Origin of the sequence: Virgibacillus salexigens, from assembly GCF_014905415.1 — a bacterium.
In the GTDB taxonomy this organism is placed as follows: Bacteria; Bacillota; Bacilli; order Bacillales; family Amphibacillaceae; genus Virgibacillus; species Virgibacillus salexigens.
On the sequence record NZ_BNEO01000003.1, the window covers coordinates 288,782 to 315,033 of the forward strand.

At 37.1% G+C, this 26,252-nt stretch carries 26 protein-coding genes; 19 read left to right on the plus strand and 7 right to left on the minus strand.

The genetic code is table 11. The annotated features are described in order from the left end of the window. Positions 1-41 precede the first annotated feature (41 nt). The 3 genes from JKP73_RS15400 (at position 42) to JKP73_RS15410 (ending at position 2,411) form a co-directional block, all read left to right on the plus strand. Positions 42-1,214 carry a saccharopine dehydrogenase family protein gene (locus JKP73_RS15400; protein ID WP_160807422.1) on the plus strand — a complete coding sequence of 391 codons (1,173 nt, stop codon included), beginning with the start codon at positions 42-44 and terminating at the stop codon, positions 1,212-1,214. Positions 1,215-1,300: 86 nt separating this feature from the next. Beyond that, positions 1,301-2,053 carry an IclR family transcriptional regulator gene (locus tag JKP73_RS15405; RefSeq protein WP_160807421.1) on the plus strand — a complete coding sequence of 251 codons (753 nt, stop codon included), beginning with the start codon at positions 1,301-1,303 and terminating at the stop codon, positions 2,051-2,053. 28 nt (positions 2,054-2,081) lie between these two features. Continuing rightward, positions 2,082-2,411, plus strand: a complete 330-nt coding sequence (locus tag JKP73_RS15410; RefSeq protein ID WP_038247424.1) for a DUF3870 domain-containing protein — start codon at positions 2,082-2,084, stop codon at positions 2,409-2,411. A gap of 295 nt (positions 2,412-2,706) precedes the next feature. Here JKP73_RS15410 and JKP73_RS15415 read toward each other — a convergent pair whose 3' ends face one another. The 4 genes from JKP73_RS15415 to mreBH all read right to left on the minus strand — a co-directional run bounded on the left by JKP73_RS15415 (position 2,707) and on the right by mreBH (position 8,278). Next, positions 2,707-4,158, minus strand: a complete 1,452-nt coding sequence (locus tag JKP73_RS15415; protein WP_160807420.1) for an NAD-dependent succinate-semialdehyde dehydrogenase — start codon at positions 4,156-4,158, stop codon at positions 2,707-2,709. Between the two features lie 86 nt (positions 4,159-4,244). Further along, positions 4,245-5,453 (minus strand): acyl-CoA dehydrogenase family protein, encoded by a 1,209-nt coding sequence (locus JKP73_RS15420; protein WP_021290633.1) that lies wholly within the window; start codon positions 5,451-5,453, stop codon positions 4,245-4,247. A gap of 17 nt (positions 5,454-5,470) precedes the next feature. Beyond that, complete coding sequence (locus tag JKP73_RS15425) at positions 5,471-6,619, minus strand: CaiB/BaiF CoA transferase family protein (protein ID WP_160807419.1); 1,149 nt, start codon at positions 6,617-6,619, stop codon at positions 5,471-5,473. A 651-nt stretch (positions 6,620-7,270) separates the two neighbouring features. Continuing rightward, positions 7,271-8,278, minus strand: a complete 1,008-nt coding sequence (gene mreBH, locus JKP73_RS15430; RefSeq protein WP_160807418.1) for a rod-share determining protein MreBH — start codon at positions 8,276-8,278, stop codon at positions 7,271-7,273. A gap of 429 nt (positions 8,279-8,707) precedes the next feature. Here mreBH and JKP73_RS15435 point away from each other — a divergent pair, with 429 nt between their 5' ends. From JKP73_RS15435 to JKP73_RS15450, 4 genes are all read left to right on the plus strand, one after another. Continuing rightward, positions 8,708-9,559, plus strand: a complete 852-nt coding sequence (locus JKP73_RS15435) for a CAP domain-containing protein (RefSeq protein ID WP_021290630.1) — start codon at positions 8,708-8,710, stop codon at positions 9,557-9,559. Between the two features lie 66 nt (positions 9,560-9,625). Next, complete coding sequence (locus JKP73_RS15440) at positions 9,626-9,877, plus strand: hypothetical protein (protein WP_148530751.1); 252 nt, start codon at positions 9,626-9,628, stop codon at positions 9,875-9,877. A gap of 308 nt (positions 9,878-10,185) precedes the next feature. Continuing rightward, positions 10,186-11,181, plus strand: coding sequence for a glutaminase (locus JKP73_RS15445; protein ID WP_021290628.1), 996 nt, complete (start codon positions 10,186-10,188; stop codon positions 11,179-11,181). 31 nt (positions 11,182-11,212) lie between these two features. Further along, positions 11,213-11,884: an SOS response-associated peptidase gene (locus tag JKP73_RS15450; RefSeq protein WP_021290627.1), complete on the plus strand. Its 672-nt coding sequence runs from the start codon at positions 11,213-11,215 to the stop codon at positions 11,882-11,884. 37 nt (positions 11,885-11,921) lie between these two features. Here JKP73_RS15450 and JKP73_RS15455 read toward each other — a convergent pair whose 3' ends face one another. After that, positions 11,922-13,277, minus strand: coding sequence for an alanine/glycine:cation symporter family protein (locus tag JKP73_RS15455; protein WP_021290626.1), 1,356 nt, complete (start codon positions 13,275-13,277; stop codon positions 11,922-11,924). Between the two features lie 233 nt (positions 13,278-13,510). Between JKP73_RS15455 and JKP73_RS15460 the strand changes: the two genes are divergently transcribed. From JKP73_RS15460 to JKP73_RS15470, 3 genes are read left to right on the plus strand one after another with little or no spacing between them, the layout of a single operon-like run. Then, positions 13,511-13,987: a low molecular weight protein-tyrosine-phosphatase gene (locus JKP73_RS15460; protein WP_021290625.1), complete on the plus strand. Its 477-nt coding sequence runs from the start codon at positions 13,511-13,513 to the stop codon at positions 13,985-13,987. A gap of 12 nt (positions 13,988-13,999) precedes the next feature. After that, positions 14,000-14,296, plus strand: coding sequence for a hypothetical protein (locus JKP73_RS15465; protein ID WP_021290624.1), 297 nt, complete (start codon positions 14,000-14,002; stop codon positions 14,294-14,296). Between the two features lie 49 nt (positions 14,297-14,345). Next, positions 14,346-15,170: a YihY/virulence factor BrkB family protein gene (locus JKP73_RS15470; RefSeq protein WP_200411534.1), complete on the plus strand. Its 825-nt coding sequence runs from the start codon at positions 14,346-14,348 to the stop codon at positions 15,168-15,170. Here the strand turns inward: JKP73_RS15470 and JKP73_RS15475 are convergent, their stop codons facing one another. Beyond that, positions 15,171-17,087: a heavy metal translocating P-type ATPase gene (locus JKP73_RS15475; protein ID WP_160807416.1), complete on the minus strand. Its 1,917-nt coding sequence runs from the start codon at positions 17,085-17,087 to the stop codon at positions 15,171-15,173. It abuts the gene before it with no gap. A gap of 187 nt (positions 17,088-17,274) precedes the next feature. Between JKP73_RS15475 and JKP73_RS15480 the strand changes: the two genes are divergently transcribed. Then, complete coding sequence (locus JKP73_RS15480; RefSeq protein WP_160807415.1) at positions 17,275-18,153, plus strand: transporter substrate-binding domain-containing protein; 879 nt, start codon at positions 17,275-17,277, stop codon at positions 18,151-18,153. A gap of 40 nt (positions 18,154-18,193) precedes the next feature. Beyond that, positions 18,194-18,877, plus strand: coding sequence for an amino acid ABC transporter permease (locus JKP73_RS15485; RefSeq protein WP_021290620.1), 684 nt, complete (start codon positions 18,194-18,196; stop codon positions 18,875-18,877). 112 nt (positions 18,878-18,989) lie between these two features. Here the strand turns inward: JKP73_RS15485 and JKP73_RS15490 are convergent, their stop codons facing one another. Then, positions 18,990-20,174 carry an MFS transporter gene (locus tag JKP73_RS15490; protein ID WP_200411535.1) on the minus strand — a complete coding sequence of 395 codons (1,185 nt, stop codon included), beginning with the start codon at positions 20,172-20,174 and terminating at the stop codon, positions 18,990-18,992. A 164-nt stretch (positions 20,175-20,338) separates the two neighbouring features. Here JKP73_RS15490 and JKP73_RS15495 point away from each other — a divergent pair, with 164 nt between their 5' ends. The 7 genes from JKP73_RS15495 to JKP73_RS15525 all read left to right on the plus strand — a co-directional run bounded on the left by JKP73_RS15495 (position 20,339) and on the right by JKP73_RS15525 (position 26,233). Next, positions 20,339-20,731 carry an OsmC family protein gene (locus tag JKP73_RS15495; RefSeq protein WP_021290618.1) on the plus strand — a complete coding sequence of 131 codons (393 nt, stop codon included), beginning with the start codon at positions 20,339-20,341 and terminating at the stop codon, positions 20,729-20,731. A 70-nt stretch (positions 20,732-20,801) separates the two neighbouring features. Continuing rightward, positions 20,802-21,605, plus strand: a complete 804-nt coding sequence (locus tag JKP73_RS15500) for a YfkD famly protein (protein ID WP_021290617.1) — start codon at positions 20,802-20,804, stop codon at positions 21,603-21,605. Between the two features lie 158 nt (positions 21,606-21,763). Then, positions 21,764-23,359 carry a long-chain-fatty-acid--CoA ligase gene (locus tag JKP73_RS15505; RefSeq protein ID WP_021290616.1) on the plus strand — a complete coding sequence of 532 codons (1,596 nt, stop codon included), beginning with the start codon at positions 21,764-21,766 and terminating at the stop codon, positions 23,357-23,359. 25 nt (positions 23,360-23,384) lie between these two features. Further along, a complete protein-coding gene (locus JKP73_RS15510) occupies positions 23,385-24,566 on the plus strand; it encodes an acyl-CoA dehydrogenase family protein (protein WP_038247443.1) in 1,182 nt (393 codons plus the stop codon). 37 nt (positions 24,567-24,603) lie between these two features. Then, the gene (gene fabG, locus JKP73_RS15515) at positions 24,604-25,368 is read left to right on the plus strand and encodes a 3-oxoacyl-ACP reductase FabG (protein ID WP_021290614.1); all 765 of its coding nucleotides are present in this window, start codon (positions 24,604-24,606) and stop codon (positions 25,366-25,368) included. Positions 25,369-25,382: 14 nt separating this feature from the next. Next, the gene (locus JKP73_RS15520; protein ID WP_160807413.1) at positions 25,383-25,832 is read left to right on the plus strand and encodes a MaoC family dehydratase N-terminal domain-containing protein; all 450 of its coding nucleotides are present in this window, start codon (positions 25,383-25,385) and stop codon (positions 25,830-25,832) included. Continuing rightward, positions 25,829-26,233 (plus strand): MaoC/PaaZ C-terminal domain-containing protein, encoded by a 405-nt coding sequence (locus JKP73_RS15525; protein WP_021290612.1) that lies wholly within the window; start codon positions 25,829-25,831, stop codon positions 26,231-26,233. The genes JKP73_RS15520 and JKP73_RS15525 overlap by 4 nt, the downstream gene beginning before the upstream one ends. Positions 26,234-26,252 lie beyond the last annotated feature (19 nt).

The following is a 26,252-nucleotide window of genomic DNA, read 5'->3' on the forward strand; positions in this document are numbered from 1 at the left end:
CTGGAAAAGTTTAGGAATCTTTGGTAGAAGGAGTGGATTGGATGAAGATAGGTGTTCTAGGTTCAGGGTTAATGGGGAAAGAAGCTGCTCGTGATCTAGCTGCAAGTGATGATGTCACATCTATCGGTTTGGCAGATATTGATATAGCACGAGCACAACATGTATGTGACCAATTAAAATCTGCTAAACTATCAGCTTATCAAGTAAATGCAGCGGATCAACAGGATTTAGCTAATTATATGAGGCAGTTTGATGTAATTATCAATGCATTGTTTTATTCGTTTAATGAAATCGTTGCAAAAACGGCGATTGAAGTAGGTGTCAGCGCTGTAGATTTAGGTGGCCACATCGGTCATGTAACGGATAAGGTATTAACGTTAAAAGAACAGGCGAAAGCTGCTGGAGTAACGTTAATTCCAGATCTAGGTGTAGCACCTGGAATGATTAATATTTTATCGGGCCTTGGTAATAGTAGGCTAGATCATTTAGATTCCATTAAATTATATGTTGGAGGTATTCCTGTAAAACCTGAAGCACCTTTAGAATATAACCATGTTTTTTCTATGGAAGGGGTATTTGATCATTATACCGATCCATCGTTAATCATTCGGAATGGTATAAAGCAGGAAATCCCTTCGCTTTCCGAGGTAGAACGTGTCTATTTTGAAAAATTTGGTCCATTGGAAGCTTTCCATACTTCTGGAGGGACGTCAACTTTATCCATATCTTATCCTCATTTAAAAACCTTAGAATATAAAACGATTCGCTATCCAGGTCATGCAGAAAAATTCAAGCTGCTTGTTGATTTAAATCTAACAAAAGCTGGTTATGAAGTAGAAATGAATGGACAAAAAGTTAGTCCAAGAGATGTGTTTTTAAAAGTGCTTGATCCTATTGTTGAACTAGGAGATAAGGATGATGCCGTCTTACTAAGAGTAATTGTTTCCGGTGAAAAAGAAGGACGACAAAAAACATATGCTTATGAAATGACAACGTATAAGGATAGAGCGAACCAAGTTACAGCGATGGCTAGAGCAACAGCAAATACGATTTCTGTAGTAGCCCAAATGATTGGAAATAACAAAATTACGAAGAAAGGGGTGTATCCACCAGAACAAATTGTACCAGGAGAAGTATATATCGCTGAGATGGAAAAACGTGGTGTTATGATTGTAGAAAAAGAAAGTACAGAAAAAACACATGTAAATACGTAAAATGAAGGTTATCCCTCTGCAATGATAGCGGAGGGATTTACCTATATCCGTGAACTAGCTATTCAATTGTCTTAAGGAGCTTGCCTATGAATCAAAGTGTGAATAAAGCATTAAAATTACTAGACTTGTTTAGAGAAGGATCGCATGAATTATCATTGAAAGATATTGCAGATCAAGCTAGAATACCTAAACCTACAGCATACCGGCTTTTAACGGTTTTAGAACAGAATGGTTTCTTACATAAATCAAAAGAATCGGAACAGGAGGCAAGGTATCGGTTAGGTTTAAAATTACTAGAGCTTGGCAACCTTGTTTCTGATAGACTAGAAGTAAGAGGAATTGCTTTACCATATATGGAGGAATTAGCGAAAGAAATAAATGAAGTCATTCACTTAGTCATTATTAATCAAGACGAAGCAACTTATATAGAAAAAGTGGAAAGTTCACGTGCACTGAGGCTTTATACAAAAGTGGGAAAAAGTGTTCCGTTGTACATCGGTTCTGGTCCAAAATTGTTATTAGCCTTCCAAACCAAAGAGAGGCAAGAGGAAATTATCAATCAATCAAAGCTTGTGGCTATTCATCGTCCAATTGAGAAAGAGCGTTTAAGAGTAGAATTACAACAAATTCAAGCACAAGGGTACGCATATAGTATTGCTGAACAAGACGAGGATACAACTGGAATATCTTATCCCATTTACAATCATCAGCAGCAGGTTATTGCTGCACTAGCCGTAAGTGGTCTCACAAGTCATTTCGAAGGAGATGATTTAGAACATATTAAGGTAGAAACAAAAATAACAGCACTAGACATTTCACGAAGGCTTGGTTATCGATAAGCTGTGTGGATGGGGGAGGAGATAAGAAATGAACACAATATTTATCGCAGGTCATGCAAGATTACCATCAGGAATGGCTGCTCAAAGTATTTATGAGACATTAACCATTACAGCAGAAATTGATAAAAAATATGGTGTTATAGTAGCGGCAGGATGTACATTAGCTACCGACCACGGCAAAAGTTTCGTTCAACAATTATTACGAGGTCACAGTTTACAAGATGGTATTGATAAACCAGTTGAAATATTAAAGTCACATTATCTAGGAAAGGCAGGTAATGCGTTAGCTTCTGCTTTAAAAGATTTGTACAAGCAATATGTGGTGCTTTGTGAGAATACCAGTGAACGAACATCTTAAAAGAAAGAGATTAGAATGATAGTGTAAAGCAAAATTCGTAATGAACGATTTTAATTTAGTGAAGTTAGATGAATCAGGATGGGGAGGCAGTTGATATTGTTGAGACGTCTCAACGAACAATATGGCTCACTCAGGTAATACGATTTTGCTTACCCGAGTGAGCTGATAACGTGCTCGCGAAGGACAAGAAGGATCGTTTTCCAAATCACTTCAGAAATATATTCTCAGCAGCAGGTGAATAACACAAAAACCTAAGGCGTTTTTGATTTTCGTGGCGAATGTAATGAACTTGCCTTTACTTAGAATCGATTCCTATCGAGATGTATTTTTTCTCTAGGAATTCATCCATACCATGATGACCGCCTTCTTTACCGATACCAGACTGTTTAATTCCACCAAATGGAGCTTCAGGTGTCGCTGGAAATACATCATTCACGCCTACGATGCCATAGTCGAGCTTCTCAGAAACGCGAATGGCTCGATTTGTATTCTCAGTGAAAACATATGCTGCTAAGCCATAATCTGTATTATTTGCTTGCTTAATCACTTCTGATTCATCTGTAAAGGTTTGAATGGGGATGACAGGGCCGAAGGTTTCTTCATGCATAATCTTCATCTCATCAGAAATGTTTGATAGGATTGTCGGCTTATAATAATGTCCATCTAACTTGTCATTCCATTGTTCACCACCACATTCAACAATAGCACCTTTTTCCGTGGCATCTTTTACATGATCATGTACTTTTTCACAAGCTTTTTGATTAATTAATGGACCAAGGTCTACCTCGTTCTCTAAACCAGATCCTAGTTTTAATTGAGAAACTTTGGCTTTTAATAGATTAGCGAAATCATTGGCAATATGTTGATGAACATAGAGACGATTGGTGCATATACATGTTTGGCCATTATTTCTAAACTTACTGCCTATAACGAGGGAAGTGGCTTTATCCAAATCTGCATCCGCAAAGACAATACTTGGTGCGTGACCACCTAATTCAAGGGAGAGTTTTTTAACCTGCTGTGCACTTTCACGGATTAAATACTTCCCTACTGCAGTAGAACCAGTGAATGTAATATGTTGAACTACTTTATTCGTAAGTAATTGTTGTCCAATGGCTTTGGCATCTCCAGTCACTAAATTAACAACACCATTTGGAACTCCAGCACGCTCAAAGATTTTCATGATTTCGATTGCGGAAAGAGGTGTCTCGGGTGCTGGTTTTAAAACAACCGTACATCCTGCAGCTAAGGCAGGTGCTAGTTTTCTGGTGATCATGGAAGAAGGAAAGTTCCAAGGTGTTATCGCTCCAACAACCCCAACTGCTTGAGGAATCACCATCAGACGTTTTGAATTAGTTGATGAAGGGAGCCACTCTCCATAATTTCGACTAGCCTCTTCTGCATACCATAATAAAAAGTTAGCAGCCCCTTTAACTTCACCAATTGCTTCGTTTAATGGTTTTCCTTGTTCCATAGTTAAGATTTTACCTAATCGTTCTGCATCTTCCTGCATCAGCTGATACGCCTTATATAAATAACGAGACCGTTCTCTCCCGGTTTTTTGACTCCACTGTGGAAAAGCTTCGTCTGCCGCTGTAATTGCTTTAGCTGTTTCCTTGGCTCCAGCATGCGCGACCTTGGTGATCGGTTCTAAGGTGGCAGGATTATAAATTGTTTCTGTATGAGCTTCGCTAATAGCTTCCCATTTCCCATTAATAAAGATACTTTTAGTCAACGATTCAAACATATAAGCAGCCTCCTTGTAACAAGTCCAAACACCTGGTATAATCAGGTGTCTCGTTTATTTATAGTCTATTCAAAAAGCTCGTTGAATTAGAACTTAGTGAACTCACTTTGATTCCATGCGGGTAGCATTTTATTTAAATTTTTATCTTGTCGGTATCCAAGTGCGTATTCTGCTTGCATCACCGTATGAATTTCTCTCGTACCTTCATAAATTACAGGTGCTTTTGAATTTCGAAGATAGCGTTCTACTGGGTATTCATCTGAATATCCGTAAGCACCATGGACCTGAACAGCATCATCCGCAGCCTTATTTGCAAAATCGCATGCTTGCCATTTCGCTAAAGATGTTTCTCTCGTATTACGTTTTCCTTCATTCTTCAGCTCACCTGCTCGGTATACCAGTAGTCTGCTCATCTGTAATCCTGCTTCCATATTTGCAATCATTTGCTGGACAAGTTGATGTTTACCAATCTCCTTGCCAAATGTTGCTCGTTCGTGGCAATACTTCACACTTGCTTCTAGGCACGCCATAATTTGACCAACTGCACCAGCAGCTACAGTAAATCTACCATTATCTAATGCAGACATAGCAATTTTAAATCCTTCTCCTTCTTCACCAAGTAAGTTTTCCTTTGGTACTTTGATGTGATCGAAGAAAATTTCACCTGTATTACCTGAACGAATACCTAGTTTTCCTTTAATTGCTTTGGACGAGAATCCTTCCCATTCTCTTTCAATGATAAATGCCGAGATTCCTTTATGTTTTTCTGAACGATCCTTCGTATATGCAAACACAAGAAAGTGGTCGGCCATATCACATAAAGAAATCCATGTTTTTTGACCATTTAAAATATAATAATCTCCTTGTTTTACAGCAGTTGTTTCCATACTAGCAACGTCTGAACCAGCCCCAGGCTCGGTTAAACCAAAGGCCCCAATTTTCATACCTTTTGCTTGTGGTACGAGGTACTTTTGTTTTTGTTCTTCATTTCCCCATTGAAGTAAAGTCATGCTATTTAAACCTGTATGAACAGACACAGCTGTACGAAATGCAGTATCTCCTCGTTCTAATTCCTCACAAACAATTGCAAGCGAATTATAGTCCATACCACTGCCGCCATATTCTTCAGGTATACAAACACCCATGAGTCCTAACTCTGCAAGTTTAGGAATGATAGCGGGATCAAATTTCCCTTGTCTATCCCATTCGCTGATATAAGGCATAATTTCCTTATCTGTAAGATTACGTACGGTTTCTCTTAGCATTTCTTGTTCTTCTGTAAAATGGAAGTTCATAAACACATCTCCTTTTATTAATTGGTTGGATTTTCATTAAGAATAGCTTGATTATGTTCACCTGGATCAGGTGGATGATGTCGATATGAAACAGGAGTACGAGACAATTTTAATGGACTGCCTATCATGTTGATGATACCGGCTGTTGGATGTGACAGATCGATGAACATGTTTCGTGCATTTAATTGTGCATCATTAGCTACTTCAGCAATATTCTGAATTGGTCCGCATGGAATGCCTCTTGCCTTACACTCATCCATCCACTCATTTGCTTCCTTTTGTAAGAATAATTCTTGTAGAACAGGTATCAGTTTGTCACGATGCTTAACCCGATCAGGATTAGTAGTAAATCTAGGGTCTGTTTTTAAATCGGGCTTTTGAATAATATCGCATAACGCTCGAAATTGCTTGTCATTTCCAACTGCAATGACCATTTCTCCGTCTTTTGCACAAAAGGTTTGATAGGGGACAATATTTGCATGATGATTTCCAAGTTGGAATGGGATTTGACCGGACATTAAATAATTACTTCCTACATTTACAAGAGCACTTACTGCTGCATCATATAGGGCAATATCGAGTTTTTGTCCTTTTCCAGATTGGTTTCTTTCAATTAATGCACCTTGTATGCCAATACATGCGTACATCCCTGTTAATATATCTGAAATAGCAACCCCCATTTTCTGTGGTCCAGTTTCTTTATCACCAGTTATACTCATAAGTCCGCTCATGGCTTGAATGATAAAATCATAACCTGGCATATCCTTCAATGGACCAGTTTCACCAAATCCAGTAATTGAACAATAAATAATTCCTGAGTTAATAGATGATAATGTGTCATAGTCTAAACCAAATCGTTCCATTGTTCCTGTACGAAAGTTATTAATAATTACATCGCTATTTTTTACAAGATTTTTGATTTGAGTAATCCCTTCTTGCGATTTTAAATCAAGGGTAATGCTTTTTTTATTGCGATTTGCACATAGATAATAAGCACTAACACCTTCTTGAAAAGGTGGCCCCCATCTTCGTGTTTCATCACTTCCACCAGGAGCTTCTACTTTGATAACTTCAGCCCCTAGATCCCCAAGAATCATTGAACAGTAAGGACCAGCCAACACTCGGGACAAATCAAGAATACGAATATGTTCCAGAGCACCTGTCATGTTTTCACTCCTTTTATAAAGAATAGGTTAATTATCATAGCTTCTTAAGCATATGATGAGAAGCCGGTAAAAAATAAAAAAGCCAATTCAAATAAATTACAGAACTTCTGTAATTCAATCTGAACTGGCTTTTATCTGTTGAGTCAGTTCTGGCATGGAACTGTGAACAGATTAGGCAGCGAATTGATAGGTAATTAAAAGAGCTATTTAGCAACAAGCTAATTAATTCTTATTTTTCAGTATACTATGATAATTAATATTTGTAAACGCTTTCCGGGACGATTTTTTGATAAAAATCCCCAGGCAATTAGATGCCTGGGTGTAAACTTATGAATATAAGCAATATAGAAGAGGACCAGCGACTAATGAGACTTCCTTCGACTCCCAGTTATCATCGGTTCCTGAAAGTCACCGTAATTCCATTATTGAGGAACGGAAGACCGACGAAAAACGGCACGATGCTTGCCAACGTCGAACCATCCCCGAATACCGGGGCGAGCCCATACGTCGCCTAACGGTCTTGCTTTTCTGATGTCTAGCATGAAAGGGCTACCTCCTAGAGGACTAAAGCGTCCTTCCTTTGTGGTAAAAACCACCACATCGGAAGGAACTTAAGCTTGTCGGAGGTATTTGCCTTTTATGCTTTTCTTTCTACTTTGTGGCTTTTTGCAGTTTTGTGATCATTTTTAATGCGCGTCCGGTTCCGACTGCTACGGATTCTAAAGGATTTGGTGCAAGATGGACAGGGACGATAATTTCAGTAGATAACCATTCTTGCATGCCATTAAGCATGGAGCCACCGCCTGTTAGAACAATACCATGATCTACAATATCTCCACTTAATTCTGGAGGGCAGTTTTCTAATGTAGCACGTATGGTCTCTAGAACTTGTTCCAAGGATTCTTTTAATGCAAGATGAATTTCTTGAGATGTAATTGTAACCGTCTTAGGTAAACCTGTTACCATATCACGTCCTCGGATTTCCATTGTTTCTTCTTTGTGATTCGGATGTGCATAACCAATTTCCATCTTGATATTCTCAGCCGTACGTTCACCAATTAGGATATTATAATTCTTGCGGATGTGATGAATGATTTCTTCATCCATTTTATCTCCACCAATACGAACGGAATTACAGGAAACGACACCTCCGAATGAAATAATTCCTACTTCTGAAGTACCGCCTCCGATGTCGACAATGACATTGGCAACAGGCTCATCAACTGGCAGATCAGCACCAATTGCAGCAGCAATTGGCTCTTCAATAAGATGGACTTGTTTTGCTCCATAGCTTGTGACAGCATTGTGGATAGCACGACGTTCTACGGTAGTACTGCCTGATGGTGTACAAACAACTACAACTGGTTTTCGCATGGACATGCCAATTTTCTTACTAACTTTCTTCAAAAATTCTTTTAACATTTGTGCAGTGACATCATAATCCGCAATCACTCCATCTTTTAGTGGGCGAATCGGTATGATATTTTGTGGGGTTTTACCCACCATTTCCTTTGCTTCTGCTCCAACAGCGACTACTTGCTTGGTATTTACATCAATTGCTACAACAGATGGTTCATTCAAAACGATTCCTTTTGACTTTGAGTATATTAGAATGTTTGCAGTACCAAGATCGATTCCAATCTCCGCAGTAGATAACATAATATAGATCCTCCAATGATGACAGATTTCTTTTATATAAATTCTCTTCTTTCATATAGTTTTAGGGGGTAGATATACAAGTGTTAGTAATTAGTAATAGATTTTTTTCCAAATATCCTTATTATACAACAAAAAAACTATTATTTACGACAGAATACGTAACATTTGGATTACAAATTGATAGAATTTGAAATAAACAAGCCGCTTTTTTTAGGTTGTCAAGCCGAATTTTGATGAAATTTTTTCCTCTACTATTATTATTTTCATGTATACCCTATTTTCCCATGAAACTAACTCCTATTAATATAAGGTTTTTAGATTTAAAGAGCAAGAGAAAATACGATTGGTAACGGCTGCCAAAAATATTACAAAAAATCCATGCTATGATGATCTTGCACGAAACAAAAACCAAAGGAGTGTGTAAGAAACATGTTTAAAAAAATAGGTGTAGTTACAGCTTTATCTACAGCTTTACTATTCGGGGGAGCTTTTTCATCTTCTGCTGATGCTTCTGCCAAAGATCAATCTCAGGATCAAATTTATAAAGTCTTCTATTCTATCAATGGACAAACAAAGACAATTACAGAAGACAATATAAATGATCTTTTAAATAAATATATGAATAAATTACAATTAAATTGGAACCAAATTAATTGGGATAAGATTAATATAGAAGAAAAACCAGCAGAAAATGAAAAACCTGCTCAAGAAGAACAAACAAATCAGGCTGACAAACCAGCTCAAGAAAAACCAGAAGAACCAAAACAACCAGAACAGTCACAAGAACAAGAAACACAAGATAAAGAACAGCCTGCACAAGAGCAACAACCGGAGCAAAACACGAATCAACAACAAACAGAAGAACAACAAAATCAAAATCAAGAACAGTCTCAATCTGAAGAATTGAGTCAATTTGAACAAGAAGTTGTTGAACTAACAAACCAAGAACGTGCAAAACAAGGTCTTTCTGAATTAAAAGTTGATACTGAACTAAGTAAAGTTGCACGTGAAAAATCGAATGATATGGCAACAAATGGCTACTTTGCGCACAATAGCCCAACTTACGGTTCACCATTTGATATGATGAAACAATTCGGTATTAGCTATACAACTGCAGGAGAAAATATTGCTAAAGGGCAACAAACTCCTCAAGAAGTAGTTGATGCTTGGATGAACAGTCAAGGTCACCGTGAAAACATTATGAACCCTGACTTCACTCATATTGGAGTAGGGTATGTTGAACAAGGTAACCACTGGACGCAACAATTTATTGGAAAATAAATATACGAATCTATGAAAGAGATTGACTGCGGTCAATCTCTTTTTTTTTACCAATTATTCCTCTAGATGGAACTTTTACAATTTGTGTTTATTGATCGTCATGATCGTAAGCAGTCAGTTAAAGTAGAGGTGCCAATTGTGCCAGTTACAATCACCGGTATATACCGAATGTACGAACAACAAGACGGTAAGATAAAGGATGATTCCGATGTAAAACGATCTATTGAGGAGGCAATTCATCCGGAATCATATCATGCTAAAAGCAGTAACGAAATAGCTGAAGGGGTCCAAGAAATAATAGAAAAACGATTGCAATAAGAAGATGCTGATCAAGTTGAGGAGCTAGTAAAGCGCTGATTTAGGAAGAGCGAAAGGAAAAAGGAATTTAAACCGAACTATTTTCTGCAACTATTCAGAGAATAGTTCGGTTTTTGGTTTTTTAAAATATAAGTTCTACCAAAAAACTGAATTCATTAATTCTATTAGGCATGACTTCAGCGAGATCAAATTGGTACTGGGGGCAGCAGTGATTAGTTGTAGAGTTTCCGTTTTATTATGTATCCTCCCTTTTTGTTTATAAGTTTCTTTTTTTAAATACGAGGCATACTAGTAGGGAGGTGATATAGTTGATTCAAGGTACGGTGAACTGGAATACAAAAATAACCCAAGATTGGTTGCAGAATTATGTAGACGATTGGGTAACTTTTTATCAAAAGCAAACAAAGGATGGAGAAGTGGCTTCTTATATTCCCATTTTAAAAGAAGCTGATCCAAAACACTTAGGAATATCCATTTTAGGCAATAATGGACTATCAGTTCGTTCCGGAAATGTCGATACAACGTTTACAATCCAAAGTATTTCAAAAGTGTTTTGTTTTATTGTGGCGTGTATGGAAAGAGGGGTAGCATACGTGCTTGATCGAGTCGATGTTGAGCCAACTGGCGAGGCATTTAATTCAATCATGCATTTGGAAATGCGAAAATTAAAAAAGCCTTTCAACCCTTTTGTAAATGCAGGAGCGATTACAGTTACTTCTATGTTAAATGGGAAAACGCCGGATGAAAAACTAGAACCTTTATTTCAATTGCTGGAAAAAATTCTCGGTCATCGTCCATCATTGAACTTAGATGTATATGAATCAGAAAGAGATTCTTCTATACGAAATCGGGCAATTGGTTATTATTTAGTTGAATTAGACTACCTTGAATCAAATATGGATATTACGTTAGAAACCTATTTTAAACAATGTTCCATTGAAGTAAGTATTGATGATTTAGCAATAATTGGCCGAGTGTTAGCAAATGATGGATTGGATATGCAGACGGATGAGGAAATTATTCCTCGTAAAATTGCAAGATTAGCTAAGGCATTAATGCTCACATGCGGTATGTATGATGCATCTGGTAAATTTGCTGCTTATGTTGGTATTCCTGCTAAAAGTGGGGTATCTGGTGGAATTATCGCTGTAGCCCCACCAAGAGTAAGAGAGGAAGTCTTACCATTTACAGAAGGATGTGGGATAGGGGTATATGGTCCTGCCTTGGATAATCAAGGAAATAGTATAGCAGGAATAAAATTACTGAAGCATATTGCAACGAAGTGGGATTTAAGTATATTCTAAATGAAATATAGTGGCTATAGAGGTGAAGCGGATGTGTGGAAGGTATACATTATTGGCAGATGAATTAGAGATTTTGACGGCCTTTGATTTAGAGCAAGACACAATTGAAGGATATATACCAAGTTATAATATCGCTCCTGGTCAGCAAGTGTTAGCAATCATTCACGATGGGAAACAGAAACGAGCAGGTTTATTGAAGTGGGGACTTGTACCTAAGTGGGCGGAAGATGAGAAAATTGGTTATAAGATGATAAATGCACGTAGTGAGACCGCCCATCAAAAACCGAGCTTCAAACAGCTAATGGGAAAGAAGCGCTGCTTGATCCTTGCCGATAGTTTCTACGAATGGAAACAGACTTCTGATGGGAAACAGCCACAACGAATTGAGTTGGAAAACCGTAAAGTATTTACTTTTGCTGGCCTTTGGGATAAGTGGGAACATAAAGGAAAGCAACTGTTCACCTGTACCATTCTAACCAAAAAAGCAAATACCTTTATGCAAGACATTCATCATCGTATGCCAATCATTCTTCCTAAACATAAAGAGGATGAATGGATTCAACCAGTAAAGATGGAACCACTTGTATCGCAGCAACTCTTAGAGTCTTTTGACGAGGATCAATTAAAAGCTTATGCAGTTCATACCTATGTGAATTCAGCTGAAAATAATGATGAGCAATGTATTGTACCGTTAACATCATAAAAGGGATGAGCTGTCATCGCTCATCCCTTTTATAAGATTATGTTCTACTTTCTGCCTTTTCTTGTGTTTTTTCTTGTTTGGCTACTTTAAGGAATTTCTTTGTTTCATAAGCTACAACTCCGGAAAGACCAAGTAAGCCAATTAAGTTCGGTACTGCCATGAGCGCATTCATAATATCAGAAATACCCCAAACAATATCTAATTTTTCCATGGCTCCGTACATGACAGCAATAACAAAAACAAACCGATAATACGGTATAGCCTTGTCACTAAATAGATATGAAAAACACTTTTCCCCATAATAAGACCAACCTACTAATGTAGAAAAAGCAAATAATATAATTCCAATTGTAACAATATAGCCACCAACATCACCTAAGAAATAAGAAAAAGATGCTGCAGTTAACTCTGTACCTTCTAGTCCACCTTGATACATATCTGCCATCACAATTGTAATACCTGTAATTGAACAGACAATAATCGTATCAATAAATACCTGAGTCATCGATACTAAAGCTTGACGACCTGGGTAATCTGTTTTCGCTGCAGCAGCAGCAATAGGTGCGGAACCTAGTCCAGCTTCGTTGGAGAATACACCACGAGCTACTCCGTAGCGTATAACCGTACCTAAGATACCGCCACCGATTGCACTTCCTGTAAAGGCGTCTGTAAAGATTAAGCTAATTGCGCTTGGAAGAAGGTCTAAATTCATGATCATAATAATTAATCCGCCAATAATATACAATAATGCCATGATAGGTACAAAAAATGCTGTCACACGACCGATGCTTTTAATTCCTCCAAGAATAACAATACCAACTAATACAGTGAGTACGATTCCAGTTAGCCAAGTTGGGATATTAAATGAGGTTTGCAGTGCATCGGATACAGAATTCGATTGTACCATGTTTCCAATTCCAAATGCGGCGATGGAGCCAAAAATAGCAAATAAAACACCTAACCATTTGGCATTTAATCCCTTTTCTAAGTAGTACATTGGACCGCCGGACATTTGACCTTTACTATCTTCTACCCGATATTTAACTGCAAGAATGGCTTCAGAATATTTTGTTGCCATTCCAAATAATGCAGAAATCCACATCCAAAAGACAGCTCCCGGACCTCCTAATACTACTGCTGTTGCTACCCCAACAATGTTACCAGTTCCTATGGTAGCCGCCATTGCTGTTGTTAAGGCTTCATAATGGCTAATATCGCCTTTTGATTTTTTATCTTGTCTTGTTGGTCGAAAAGCAAGTTTCAAAGCGTAAGGTAGTGTTCTGAATTGTAAGAAACCTAATCGAAAGGTTAAGTATAATCCAGTTCCAACAATTAAAATTAATGTTGGAGGACCCCACACAAAGCTACTTATTGCATTGATGATGTCCATCATAATCTTTTTCCCCCTTTTTCTACCTATATTAAATATTCCGAAAAAAGAGAGCGTATGTCAAGTTGTTTCATGTAAATGTATAAGTTTCCGTGTTGCAAAAAGGTTGAATGGGTACGTTTTCTTTGACAATTTGTACAAGGAAGGTAAAAATTGGTATTCTATATAAATAGAAACCTTTGCCTGACAGAAGGTTTGTTGCTTATAATAGAAGAAATAGAAGGCAGGTGTGCTTTATGATTCGCGTCTTATTTGCATGTCTTGGCAATATTTGTCGATCTCCAATGGCAGAAGCAATATTTCTTGATCTTATAAAAAAAGACCGGCTTACGGAATATATTACTGTGGATTCAGCTGGTACCGGGAGCTGGCATATGGGTGAAGAACCCCATCAAGAGACGAAAGAAATTTTAACCAACAATAATATATCTTGGAAAGGACTGGTGGCAAGGCAAGTCGATGCAAGTGATGTGAATCAATTTGATTATATTATTGCAATGGATGATCAAAATAAACATGATCTGCTACAATTATTTGGGGCTAGCCAACAACCAATAATAATTGCAAAGTTGATGGATTTTGTAAATCAACCGGAAAAATCAAATATACCTGATCCCTACTATACAGGGAATTTTTCAGATACATATCAATTGGTTTTGGAAGGTTGTCAGCAATTACTGCAATTTATTAAAGAAAAACATTCAATTTCATAAGGAGCGATAACGATGGGAAAAAGAAAACTATTTTTAGGTGTATTTATTGGTGCAACAGTAGGTGCGCTTGTCAGCCTTTTTGATAAGGAAACAAGAGCATACAGTAAAGAGAAGTTAACAGCAGCCAAATCAGGTACTAGTTATCTAATGAAGCATCCATCAGATGCTGTGCATACGGTGCGTTCAGCGTTCGATACTTTTAATCAAGCATTCACACGTGGTGCGGAAAGTACATTGAACGCACTCGATCAAGTAGAATCAACACTTGAAAGTTTTGCTAATAAAAACCAAACAGATCGAATAGAATAAAGGCAAGCTTGGTTATAGGTTGCTGAGGAAAATGTCTAGGGGTGTGGCAATGGAAAAAAAGATCGTTCAATTTGGTAAGCAGCTGTATCAAAGGATGGAAGAATTGGATGTCTTTGGTTTAGCTGCACAACTTGCTTATTTTTTTCTATTGTCGTTATTTCCGTTCTTGCTGTTTTTAGTAACTTTAGTTGGGTATTTACCAATCGATGAATTAGCAATACTCGATATTATTGCTACCTATGCACCACCACAAATTGTTGAGTTAATTACATCAAATGTTACACAATTAATTCGCCAACAAAATGGGGGATTATTATCTTTTGGGATTATTGCTACGTTATGGGCAGCTTCCAATGGTGTAAATTCGCTCATGCGCGGGTTTAATCATGCTTATGAAGTCGAAGAAAACCGTTCGTTTATCGTATCACGTTTAATTGCGATTGTTTTAACGATAGCGATGGTAGCAGTCATGATTATCGCCTTATTATTACCTGTTTTCGGAAGAACCTTAGGGATCTATCTTTTTTCCTTTGTTGGTTTATCTGAAGGGTTTGTTTCCGTATGGGAAACATTACGATGGGTAGTATCATCAGTTGTGTTCTTTATTGTGTTTTTAGCGCTTTACAAGCTGGCACCCAATAAGCGTATTTATTTTAAGAATGCAATTCCTGGGGCATTGTTCGCTACGATTTCATGGCAATTAGCTTCCCTTGGATTCTCCTATTATGTTAGTACAATCGGGAATTACTCAGCCACATATGGGAGTCTTGGTGCTGTAATAGTCCTAATGATTTGGTTTTATTTATCTGGGATTATTATAATGACTGGTGGCTTAATTAATTCGGTTATACGAAAAAACAGGCTGTTGGAATAGTTATTTCAACAGCCTTAATCCATTTAATATAACTAAGATCGTACTTCCTTCATGACCTACTACCCCTAATGGGAGATCGAGTATTTGCAAGAAATTCGTTGTAATTAATAGCAAAATGACACTAAGCGAGAACCAGATATTTTGTTTTATAATCGTATTCATTTTCTTTGAAACACTTATTGCATTGGTAATCTTAGTCAGATCATTTTTCATTAATACGACATCGGCAGCTTCTAAAGCAACATCCGTCCCTTCCCCCATAGCAATTCCTAGGTTAGCAGTAGCTAATGCCGGCCCATCATTAATGCCATCTCCAACCATGGCAATATGGTGGTATTTATTTTTGATTTGTTTTAAATAATCGACTTTATCTTTTGGAAGACAATTCGCAGCATAATGATCGATTTTTGCTTCTTTCGCTATTGCTTTTGCCGTTAAATCATGATCACCAGTTAACATAATGGTATAGATTCCTAGCTGTTTTAATTGTTTAATAGCTTTTACACTGTCTTTCCGAACTGTATCTTTTAATGCAATTAGTGCTACGATAGTTGCTTCTTTTTTTACATAAACAATCGTTTTTCCTTCAGCTGCAAGGTCTTTCGTGTATGGATCAAAAAATGAACTAAAGCCAATATACGCTGGTTTGCCTATTCTCCAATGTTCACCATTTATTTCCGCATTCACGCCATTTCCCGAAGCGGTTATTACATTGTCAATGAACAGTTTGTCTATAATAGCTTCTTCGCTACAGTAATCTGTAATTGCCACTGCCAAAGGATGGGTAGATTCTTGTTCTATCGCCCTTACTGTAGTCATAATTACATGCTCATCATAGTCGGGGTGAATAATAAAATTGGTTACTTCCGGCTTTCCTTTAGTTAGTGTCCCCGTTTTATCAAAAGCAATTGCCTTCATGTGGCTCATGTTTTCAATGTGTACACCGCCCTTAAACAATACGCCTTTTTTAGCACTATTGGAAATAGCAGATAAAGTGGCAGGCATGATCGATGCCACAAGCGCACAAGGAGAAGCAACAACAAGTAATATCATCGCCCGATAAATACTCTCAAGAAGTGACCAGTTAAATAGAAAATAGGGAATAAACATCATAAGTACGACCATGGCTAATACTGTTTTCACATAGGCACCTTCGAACTTTTCAATAAATAATTGCGATGGAGATTTTTCTTCTTTCGCTGTTTGGACCATTTCTATGATTTTTTGAAAAACAGTTTGGTTAGCGGGCTTGGTTATTTGTATGGAAATAGAACCATCTAAAGCAACTGTTCCTGCAAAAACCTCATTCGAGTCACCCTTTGTTACAGGAATGGATTCACCAGTAATGGCACTCTCATCAATTGCTGTGGAGCCTTGAATAATACTTCCATCTGCTGGAATTCGTTCACCAGCTCGTACATAGATAACATCATCTATATGTAAGCTGGAAACCGGAACAACTTCCTTTTTGCCTTCAATTATACGTGTCGCTTCTTCGGGTTGAAGATCCATTAAGGCGGCTATTTCTCGATTGCTTCGATTCATTGTATATGTTTCCAAAGCGCCTGAAAGAGCAAATATAAAAATTAAAATCGCTCCCTCTGTCCAATATCCAATAGCTGAAGAACCAATAGCTGCTAAGACCATAAGCATTTCTACATTTAATTCTTTGTTTTGGATGGTTTCCGTAATTCCTTCTTTTGCTTTAAAATATCCCCCAATTATAAAGGCAGTTAGATGAAGTAAAATCCACAAGTTGTGGGAAAGGTACCCCTCCATACTCCAAGTAAATAAAATAAGTAATCCACTCACTAAAGCGGCTATTAATTCTTTATGTTCACGTAATTTGTTAGTTACCTTGGATGCTTTTCCATCTTGAGTAGGTAAGTCATACAATGTATTTGTTTTAACTGACATTCTAATCAGCACCTCCATCATTAAAATCATTTATTTATAATAATTACAAATAAATATTTATTATTATATTATCACTATATTAAATAAAGTCAAGAAGAGAATTGTAAAATTTAACTATTGTAAAAATTAATCGAAAGCTGTTACAATCAAATTTGTAAATTAAATATAACAATAGGGGTGTTGGAGGATGAGTAAGATTAAATTATTGCTTTCATTACTTGTTTTAATAGTCATTATTAGTGCTTGCGATGATTCTGAAGGTAATAGTAACAGTAGTGGTAATGAAGATGAAACAGATAAGAGATGGCAAGAAATTCAAGATTCAGGGGAACTAGTTGTTGGTACTTCTGGAACGTTGTTAGCTGCTTCCTATTATGACGGAGAAGAAGAAAATCAGGATCAGCTAACTGGTTATGATGTTGAAGTAATGCGTGAGGTAGCAAAGCGATTAGATCTTGATATTTCTTTTGAAATCATGGGGGTTGACAGTATGCTGCCTGCTGTAAAAAGCGGGAGAATCGATGTAGCAGCAAATGATATTGAAGCTACAGATAAACGGAAAGAAGAGTTTAATTTTAGTAATCCTTACAAATATTCCTATTCCACGATGGTTGTACGTAAAGAAGATAATTCAGGTATTGAGTCTTTGGAAGATCTAGAAGGTAAAATAGCTGGTGGTGGAGCGACTACTGTATATAGCCAAATTGCGAAGCATTTTGGAGCAGAAGTAAAAACATATGGAAATGCACCAAACGAAGCTTACTTACGAGATGTTCATAATGGAAGGACAGACGTGATAGTAAATGATTACTACCTATCGAAGTTTGGGGTAGCTGGTTTCCCAGATTTTGATATTCATTTACATCCAGATTTAAAGTTTCACCCTACAGAGCAAGCAGTTGTTATACCTAAAGGTGCAGATACTTTGACTAAAAAGATTAATCAAGCACTTATAGAAATGCGGGAAGATGGAACATTAACAAAATTAGCAGAGCAGTTTTATAAAGAAGATGCATCTCAAAAGCCAGAAGGAGACATTCAGGAAATAGAAGGACTCGATCTTTAGATATTGGTCTGTTTAAGCTTACGTAAAAGGAGAATTTGCAATGAATTTCAATGGATTTGATTTCGGTGGACTGTTTGATATTGAATTAGCACTAGAAAGTCTTCCTTTCGTCTTAGGTGGTTTACCGATGACATTGCTTGTATCCTTTGTTGGAATGGCGTTAGGATTGGTATTAGGTTTATTTCTGGCTTTGGCTAGAGGATCAAACCGCTTTATCTTTCGTCTACCAGCGCGAACGTATATTTCATTTATGCGCGGTACCCCAATGCTGGTATTTTTATTTATCCTTTATTTTGGATTACCGGTTGTTGGGATTAAATTAACCGCCTTAGTAGCGGCTTGCCTTGGCTTTGGCTTGAATAGCGCAGCCTATATTGCCGAAATAGATCGGTCCTCATTAAATAGTATTGATGTAGGGCAGTGGGAGTCAGCAAAAGCACTTAACTTAACTTATTGGCAGACACTTCGAAAGATCATTCTGCCTCAAGCAATGCGCATTGCTATTCCACCTCTTACAAATGTATTTATGGATATAGTTAAAGCAACTTCATTGGCTGCTGTTATTACCGTTCCTGAATTGTTCCAAAAAACACAGATTATAGCGGGACGTGAATTTGATGCGATGACAATGTATGTACTTGTTGCTCTCATCTATTGGCCGGTTTGTATTCTCATATCCTTGGTACAAGATCGGTTGGAAAAGCGATATAGTAAATTTGTTTAATAGGAAAACTTTGTTATAACGTAAACAAAACCATGACAACTGGTTCAGCCCCCACGTGAGCAAATAGAATTCACTGTGGGGGCTTTATACGTTGCTTTTCCGTATTTTCATTTTATTTTTGAGATGAATGATCTGTCGTAAGCGTATTTCGGTCAGGGCGTTGTAAGTAAATGGCAAGTGTTATTATTACTAAGACGATCGTAATGAGATAGAAAAACGAAATATTTTCTAGTGCATCGATATAATAGCCACCAATAAATGGTCCACTTATACTACCGATACTAAACATAATACCAACCATTAAATTTCCTGCAGGTAGTAAATTACCCGGTAGTAAATCCGTCATATAGGAAATCCCTAAAGAGAATAATGAACCGACACACATACCTGCTAGACTAAACAAAATAAATAGTGCTGGAATAGATTTCTCCAATATACCCGTCAGAGCAAAACATAAAGAACCGATCGTTAAGACGGTTATAAGCACATTCTTTCTTCCAAACCGATCACTTAAAGCTCCTAAAGGGAATTGAGTAATCAAACTACCAATTGCGAAACAAGGAATGATTAAGGCTAAAGTGTCAACCTCGTGCCCAATTCGTAATCCATATACAGGGAAGATACTATGTAAAGAAGCCTCCAAAAAACCATATCCGAAACCAGGAAGTAAAGCCACCCACGCTATTTTAGCTGTTTGCACAAAACGTTGTAGAGAAGTGGTTGGATAAGCACTATGTACCTCTTGCTCAGGCCATTGATTTCGAATAAAGATTAAGGTAGACCATACGAATAAACTCAAGATGGCCGCTATGATAAACGGAAGGGATTGATGAATGGATAATAGCCGTGTCATTAATGGTCCTAAAGCAAAACCTAGACTAAATGACAGTCCGTAGAAAGCAATACTTTTTCCCCTCGTTTCTTTTGTAGTAGTTGCGGTAATCCAAGTTTGTGTACCAAAATGCAGCATTTGATCTCCAATACCAATGGCCATACGTAAAATAAACCAAAACCACAATGATTCCCAAATGGGAAAAATAGCTAAAGATAGGATTACCAGCATGCCACCTACCGTAATAATTGGTTTAAATCCAAATTTATGCATTGGTTTTTCCATAAAAGGAGAAGCTATTAATACACCAATATATAAGCCAGTAGCATGTAACCCATTAATAGTCGAAGATATACCATTTTGCTCTAAAATAATGGAAAGTAAGGGAAGTAGCATTCCTTGTGAAAATCCGGATATCAATACAAGTCCAATTAATATCCAAAAACGATAATCCTTTGCATTCATTGTTCATCACCTTAACAAGATTTCTAATTTAATTATCTGTCTTAAATTTAATTGCTAAACATGAAAAGGTCAATAACTGTAAAAGAAGATGCAAGATCGTTTATGATAAGAAGGAAGTAGGGTAAGGATTTATGAAGATGATTAAATTTATGGAGGGAATAATAATGGAACTATACTTAAAGGAAAATGGGCTTAGAACGAGCTTAGAATATGGTGAACTTGAAATTTCTGGGGATGAAACGTATGGTTTTCGACCTTATCAGCTTATGATTGCATCCATTGCAGGTTGCAGTGGATCTGTCTTTCGAAAGATTTTAGCAAAGCAACGCATCGAAGTGGAAGATATTCAAATTACTGCTGAGGCAACAAGAAATCCCGACGAAGCAAACCGAATCGAAAAGATAACCTTACATTTTATAATAAAAGGACATCATTTAGATCCTGAAAAAATGTACAAAAACTTGGCAATTGCTAGAAAAAACTGTTCAATGGTACGTTCAGTTGAGAACAGTATCGAAATTGAAGAAACGGTGAAGACGATTGAATTGAGTCGTTAAAATTTTCTGGACGAGGTATAAAATTCATATGTCAGAAAGAAACTAAGGGAAAAAGAAAGGACTAACATATATGAAAAAACATCATTGGCTTTTTCCGCTATCCATCATAGCTCTTATGTTTACTTTTGTATTCCCAATAAGTAGTTTAGGTGCAGAAAAAGAAGATAAAAAAGACCCATATGAAATACCTAGTCATGTGCTTAACATTTCAAAAGATAATACTTTTCCAAATTCTACGGAGGACCAAGAAGTAATTGAACCAAGTGAACTAACCAAAGAACTAATGGATGAACTAGAGATGAAAATAGAAAATCCAGTTCTAATAAAAATGTTAAATGAAACATCGTTAAACCCATCCCCTATAGCGCTTGGCTATCGTGGTATGGTATATATTGGCCGTTGGCCTCTAAATTACGAGTCATTAGAAACAACAATTAATTGGGAGTATCAACAAATTAATTCGAATGAAATCAACAATACTGGTGGGACAGAAGCGCAAGAGCTTAATTATGTCCAACAGGAACAAAAAGAAATTAAAGGCGCATTAACAAACAAAATCAACAATCCCGATGACGTAAAGAAAATGATGTTATTAAAGTCTAAGGAGAAAACAAAGCTTCCGCTTTCTTATCAAACCGTTATTGGAAAAAACACAAAAAAGGACAATACCTATAATGTCCCAGCTAGTAAGCATGCCACGCTTAATTCCTACGCCCCGGCAGTAAATGAAAAAGGACAAATTACATTTGGAGAAGTATATATAAAGTTAAAAGGTTCCAAAAAGTCCATTGTTGTAAAAAATGTTACAAAGCAAGGGATAGGTGCATGGATTCCAATCCAAGATCATGTCTCATTCTCATACAATGTAAAATAGGTAAAAATGCTATCGACGAATCGATAGCATTTTTCCTTTACAGAAAGTGTATTTTATGGATTGATTTTTTAATCTCTTCTGTTATAATTTTAATTAAATATTCAGAACATACTAATCGGTTAGTATGAATTTCTTGTGAATAGGAGGTATGTTACTTAATGGAGAACCTATGGTTGGAACATATTCCTGAAGGAAATCCTAGTGAAATTCAAATCCCAGAAGAACCGCTACCTAGTTTATTCTCCAAATCAGTTGAAATGTATCCAGATCATATTGCAATTACTTTTTTTAATCAAACCCTAACTTACAGGGAGTTGGATAATCAAATAAAGAATGTGGCACGCTCTTTATTTCAGATGGGTGTTAGTAGATCGGATAAAGTAGCTCTTATGTTACCGAATTGTCCGCAATATGTGATTAGCTATTATGCAACCCTATATTGTGGAGCCACGATTGTACAACTTAATCCAATGTACAAAGCTGCTGAATTACTTCATGTATTAAATGATTCGGAAGCAGAAGTGTTAATCGTACACGATAAATTACTACCAGTTGTTGAGAAAATACAAAAACAAACGCCATTAACAGCAATTATTACGGCATCTTTTGAAAACGGTTCCAAATTTGATGATTTTTGCAAGCAAAGTAATTTACCATTACCTGATGTTCACATTCCTGTGGATGATATTGCCGTATTGCAATATACAGGTGGTACAACCGGTAGATCAAAAGGTGCAATGCTAACGCATTATAATTTAGTGGCCAATACGCTACAAGCTTATGCTACCTCGCAATCAAGAACCATGTTAGGAAAAGAAAGGGTACTGACTATTTCTCCATTGTTTCATGTGTATGGAATGACAAGTTGTATGAATTTGACATTTTACATCGGTGGAAATCTTATCTTAGTACCAAATTTTGATGTAGAACAAACGGCAAGAATTATTGAACAAACAAAACCGACTATTTTTCCAGGAGTACCTACCATGTATATTGCGTTAGTTAACTATTGTAAAGATCATCCGTTTGACCTTAGCAGTATACGAACATGTACAAGTGGATCAGCTCCCTTACCAATGGAAGTCATACAAGCATTTAATGAAACAACAGGCTCCAGCGTTGCGGAGGGATATGGTTTGTCTGAGGCATCCCCAGTCACTCATCGTAACCCTATTTCTGGTTTACAAAAGCCAGGAAGTATCGGAATACCTATTCCCAATACGAGAGCAAAAATCGTTGATATTGCCTCAGGTGAAGAGGATCTGCCGATAGGTGAAGTTGGAGAAATGGTCGTACAAGGTCCCCAAATTATGAAAGGCTATTGGAAGCAGCCAGAAGAGACGGATAAAGTACTACGTGATGGTTGGTTATATACGGGTGATCTAGCCAAAATGGATGAAGACGGGTTCTTTTATATTGTGGGAAGGAAGAAAGAATTAATTATTGCTAGCGGGTATAACATTTATCCAATCGAGATTGAAGATGTGATTTATTCCCATCCAAATGTATTGGAAGCAGCAGTTATCGGAATTCCAGATAAGTATCGTGGAGAAACCGTAAAAGCTTATGTCGTACGAAAAGATAGTCAGGATCTTACAGAAACAGAATTAATTCAATTTTGTAGAGACAATTTAGCTTCTTTTAAAGTTCCTAGGTTGGTTGAATTTGTGGAGGATTTACCAAAAACAGCTGTAGGAAAGATTCTAAAGCGTGCTTTAAAAGAGCAGTTAGATACAAATAATGCGACGAAATGATAAATAGGGAAAAGGAGAGAGTGCAATGGATTTACGATTATCGGAAGAGCAAAGAATGGTACAAAAAACGATACGGAAATTTGTTGAGAAGGAATTAATGCCTCTAGAGAATGAAGTACTTCGAAATGAACGAAATGGCATGCCAAGCTTATCTGCAGAAAAACAAGAGGAACTTCAATTAAAAGCAAAAGAAGCAGGATTCTGGGGGATCAATACACCAACAGAATATGGTGGAGCTGATTTGGGTCAGATGATGCAAGCAATTGTTACGATGGAAGTTTCAAAGACATTTGTTCCATTTACATTTGGAGGTTCTGCGGATAATATCCTTTATTACGGTAATGAAGAACAAAAGAAAAAATATTTAATTCCGACAATTAATGGAGAGAAGAAATCATGTTTTGCAATGACAGAACCAGGTGCTGGATCTGACACTCAAAATATTAAAATGACAGCTGTAAAAGATGGTAATGAGTGGGTTCTAAATGGAGAGAAAACATTTATAACAGGTGGAAATGAAGCTGATTTTGTTATGGTAATCGCAATAACTGATAAAGACATGCATCAAAAAACAAAAGGAAGAGATGGTGTCACTTGTTTTATTGTTGATCGGAATATGGGCTGGAAATCAGAATATATTCATACGATGGGAGACTGGGGGCCAGCAAGTTTAGTTTTTGACAATGTTAGGGTCCCAGAAGAAAACATACTTGGTGAACTTCATGCAGGTGGCTATAAACTTGGATTAGAATGGATCGGCTTTGCCAGGTGGATAGTCGGTGCCCGGGCAGTTGGTTCTGCTGAACGCTTACTACAAATGGCAATTGATTATTCTAAAGAGCGGGAGACATTTGGAAGGCCAATTTCTGATAGGCAAGCTATTCAATGGCAGATTGCTGATTCTGCAGTAGAGATTGAAGCAGCAAAATGGATTGTATTAAATGCTGCCTTTACTTTAGACAATGGTGAAGATAATCGCCATCTTGCTTCGATGGCAAAATTATATGGTTCTAATATGGGAAATCGTGTAGTAGATCGGGTTATGCAAATCCATGGAGGCATGGGTTATACAAAAGAGTTGCCAATTGAACGCTGGTATCGAGAAGCTAGATTATGGAGAATTTATGATGGTACAGATGAGATTCAACGATTAATTATTTCTCGCAATCTATTAAAAGGAAATGTGAAGCTAGGGCAATATATTTAATAAACAATTCAAAGAAAAGCAGGAAGGAAGGGGAAACATGGTTAAACGTTTTGAAGGAAAGGTAGTATTTGTAACCGGTGGAAGCAGAGGGATTGGCAAAGGAATCTTGCAATTATTTGCTGAAGAAGGTGCAAAAGTAGCTATCATTGATATCAATGAACAAGCATTGCAAGAAACAGAAGCGGAATTTACTGAGAAAGGCTATGATATCTTGGCTCTTCAAGCCAATGTAGTTCATGCAGAGGAGGTAAGTAACGCAGTAGAAGAAGTCGTTCATAAGTTTGGGACAATTGATATTCTTGTAAACAATGCCGGGGTTATCCGGGATAATATGCTTTTTAAGATGACAGATAGTGATTGGCAGCAGGTCATGGATGTTCATTTGAAAGGTTCATTCCATGCTGCCCGTGCTGTTCAATCTCATATGGTAAAGCAAAAGTATGGGCGAATTATTACGATTTCATCCACTTCTGCCTTAGGTAATCGTGGTCAAGCTAACTATGCAACAGCTAAAGCAGGTTTACAGGGTTTTACCAAAACACTAGCAATCGAATTAGGCAAGTTTGGTATTACAGCTAATTCGGTTGCGCCAGGATTTATTGAAACAGATATGACTAAGGCAACAGCAGAAAGAGTTGGCGTACCATTTGATGAATTCGTCAAAGCAAGTGTTAGTCAAATTCCTGTCGGTAGAAGTGGAAAACCTGCGGATATAGCAAATGCAGTAGCATTTTTTGCGGATGAACAATCTTCGTTCGTTAATGGCCAAGTGATTTATGTTGCTGGAGGACCAAAAAATTAATAAGGAGGCATAAGATGTATTACCATCTGATAGGTAAACAATCAAATAAAGTAAAGAACGTTGTGGAACGGGGATTGGTCAAACGGTTTGCAGAATCAATTCGAGATGCTCACCCGCTGTTTATCGATGAACAAGTAGGTAAGCAGTCTAGATATGGGGAAAACATTGCACCATCTACATTTCCGCGTGTTTTTGACTTTGGTACAGTCCATGGGTTAAACCTGCCTAACAAGGGATTAATCCATGGTGAACAGGTATATCAATACGAACGTCCCCTTTTAGTCAATGAAGTTCTTTATTGTTATACCGTTATTGATGGTTATGATGAGAAACAAGGGAAAAATGGGTTAATGGGATTCTTGAAAATTAAGCGGTATGGTGAAGATGCTCATGAGAAAGTTGTTTTTATGGAAGAATCTACAATCATTATTACAGAGACAGTAAGGAAGGCGATGCAAATATGAAATACAATGTAGAGGAATTGCAGATGCAAGAATCGCTGGAAACTATCCTTGAGCCTGTAACTAGAATGGATTTAATTAAATACTCAGGAGCGTCAGGGGACTTTAATCCGATTCATACCATTGATGAAGAAGCAGAAAAGGCAGGGTTACCTGGGATCATCGCTCATGGTATGTGGACAATGGGCAATTTATCAAAATTGTTTACGCCATATTATGATCAAGGCTTTATTCAGGGTTTTCAAATCCGTTTTTCCGGGATGGTTTTTCTTCAAGATGTTATTACGTTAAAAGCAGAGTTGAATGAAGCAAAAGTAGATTATTTAGATTTTAATGTTAAAGCTTTGAATCAAAATGAGAAAGTAGTATTAAAAGGAAAAGTACGATTTGCTAAATATCGTTGATGCTATATCGTTATTTACT

Excerpts from the sequence above, each read along its gene's own strand:
- JKP73_RS15510 (WP_038247443.1), top strand. The coding sequence starts at position 23,385 with ATGGATTTACGATTATCGGAAGAGCAAAGAATGGTACAAAAAACGATA.
- JKP73_RS15480 (WP_160807415.1), top strand. The coding sequence starts at position 17,275 with ATGAGTAAGATTAAATTATTGCTTTCATTACTTGTTTTAATAGTCATT.
- JKP73_RS15435 (WP_021290630.1), top strand. The coding sequence starts at position 8,708 with ATGTTTAAAAAAATAGGTGTAGTTACAGCTTTATCTACAGCTTTACTA.
- mreBH (WP_160807418.1), bottom strand. The coding sequence starts at position 8,278 with ATGTTATCTACTGCGGAGATTGGAATCGATCTTGGTACTGCAAACATT.
- JKP73_RS15485 (WP_021290620.1), top strand. The coding sequence starts at position 18,194 with ATGAATTTCAATGGATTTGATTTCGGTGGACTGTTTGATATTGAATTA.
- JKP73_RS15425 (WP_160807419.1), bottom strand. The coding sequence starts at position 6,619 with ATGACAGGTGCTCTGGAACATATTCGTATTCTTGATTTGTCCCGAGTG.
- JKP73_RS15500 (WP_021290617.1), top strand. The coding sequence starts at position 20,802 with ATGAAAAAACATCATTGGCTTTTTCCGCTATCCATCATAGCTCTTATG.
- JKP73_RS15450 (WP_021290627.1), top strand. The coding sequence starts at position 11,213 with ATGTGTGGAAGGTATACATTATTGGCAGATGAATTAGAGATTTTGACG.
- fabG (WP_021290614.1), top strand. The coding sequence starts at position 24,604 with ATGGTTAAACGTTTTGAAGGAAAGGTAGTATTTGTAACCGGTGGAAGC.
- JKP73_RS15465 (WP_021290624.1), top strand. The coding sequence starts at position 14,000 with ATGGGAAAAAGAAAACTATTTTTAGGTGTATTTATTGGTGCAACAGTA.
- JKP73_RS15470 (WP_200411534.1), top strand. The coding sequence starts at position 14,346 with ATGGAAAAAAAGATCGTTCAATTTGGTAAGCAGCTGTATCAAAGGATG.
- JKP73_RS15460 (WP_021290625.1), top strand. The coding sequence starts at position 13,511 with ATGATTCGCGTCTTATTTGCATGTCTTGGCAATATTTGTCGATCTCCA.
- JKP73_RS15415 (WP_160807420.1), bottom strand. The coding sequence starts at position 4,158 with ATGTTTGAATCGTTGACTAAAAGTATCTTTATTAATGGGAAATGGGAA.
- JKP73_RS15525 (WP_021290612.1), top strand. The coding sequence starts at position 25,829 with ATGAAATACAATGTAGAGGAATTGCAGATGCAAGAATCGCTGGAAACT.
- JKP73_RS15475 (WP_160807416.1), bottom strand. The coding sequence starts at position 17,087 with ATGTCAGTTAAAACAAATACATTGTATGACTTACCTACTCAAGATGGA.
- JKP73_RS15440 (WP_148530751.1), top strand. The coding sequence starts at position 9,626 with ATGGAACTTTTACAATTTGTGTTTATTGATCGTCATGATCGTAAGCAG.
- JKP73_RS15505 (WP_021290616.1), top strand. The coding sequence starts at position 21,764 with ATGGAGAACCTATGGTTGGAACATATTCCTGAAGGAAATCCTAGTGAA.
- JKP73_RS15405 (WP_160807421.1), top strand. The coding sequence starts at position 1,301 with ATGAATCAAAGTGTGAATAAAGCATTAAAATTACTAGACTTGTTTAGA.
- JKP73_RS15455 (WP_021290626.1), bottom strand. The coding sequence starts at position 13,277 with ATGATGGACATCATCAATGCAATAAGTAGCTTTGTGTGGGGTCCTCCA.
- JKP73_RS15520 (WP_160807413.1), top strand. The coding sequence starts at position 25,383 with ATGTATTACCATCTGATAGGTAAACAATCAAATAAAGTAAAGAACGTT.
- JKP73_RS15490 (WP_200411535.1), bottom strand. The coding sequence starts at position 20,174 with ATGAATGCAAAGGATTATCGTTTTTGGATATTAATTGGACTTGTATTG.
- JKP73_RS15410 (WP_038247424.1), top strand. The coding sequence starts at position 2,082 with ATGAACACAATATTTATCGCAGGTCATGCAAGATTACCATCAGGAATG.
- JKP73_RS15400 (WP_160807422.1), top strand. The coding sequence starts at position 42 with ATGAAGATAGGTGTTCTAGGTTCAGGGTTAATGGGGAAAGAAGCTGCT.
- JKP73_RS15420 (WP_021290633.1), bottom strand. The coding sequence starts at position 5,453 with ATGAACTTCCATTTTACAGAAGAACAAGAAATGCTAAGAGAAACCGTA.
- JKP73_RS15495 (WP_021290618.1), top strand. The coding sequence starts at position 20,339 with ATGGAACTATACTTAAAGGAAAATGGGCTTAGAACGAGCTTAGAATAT.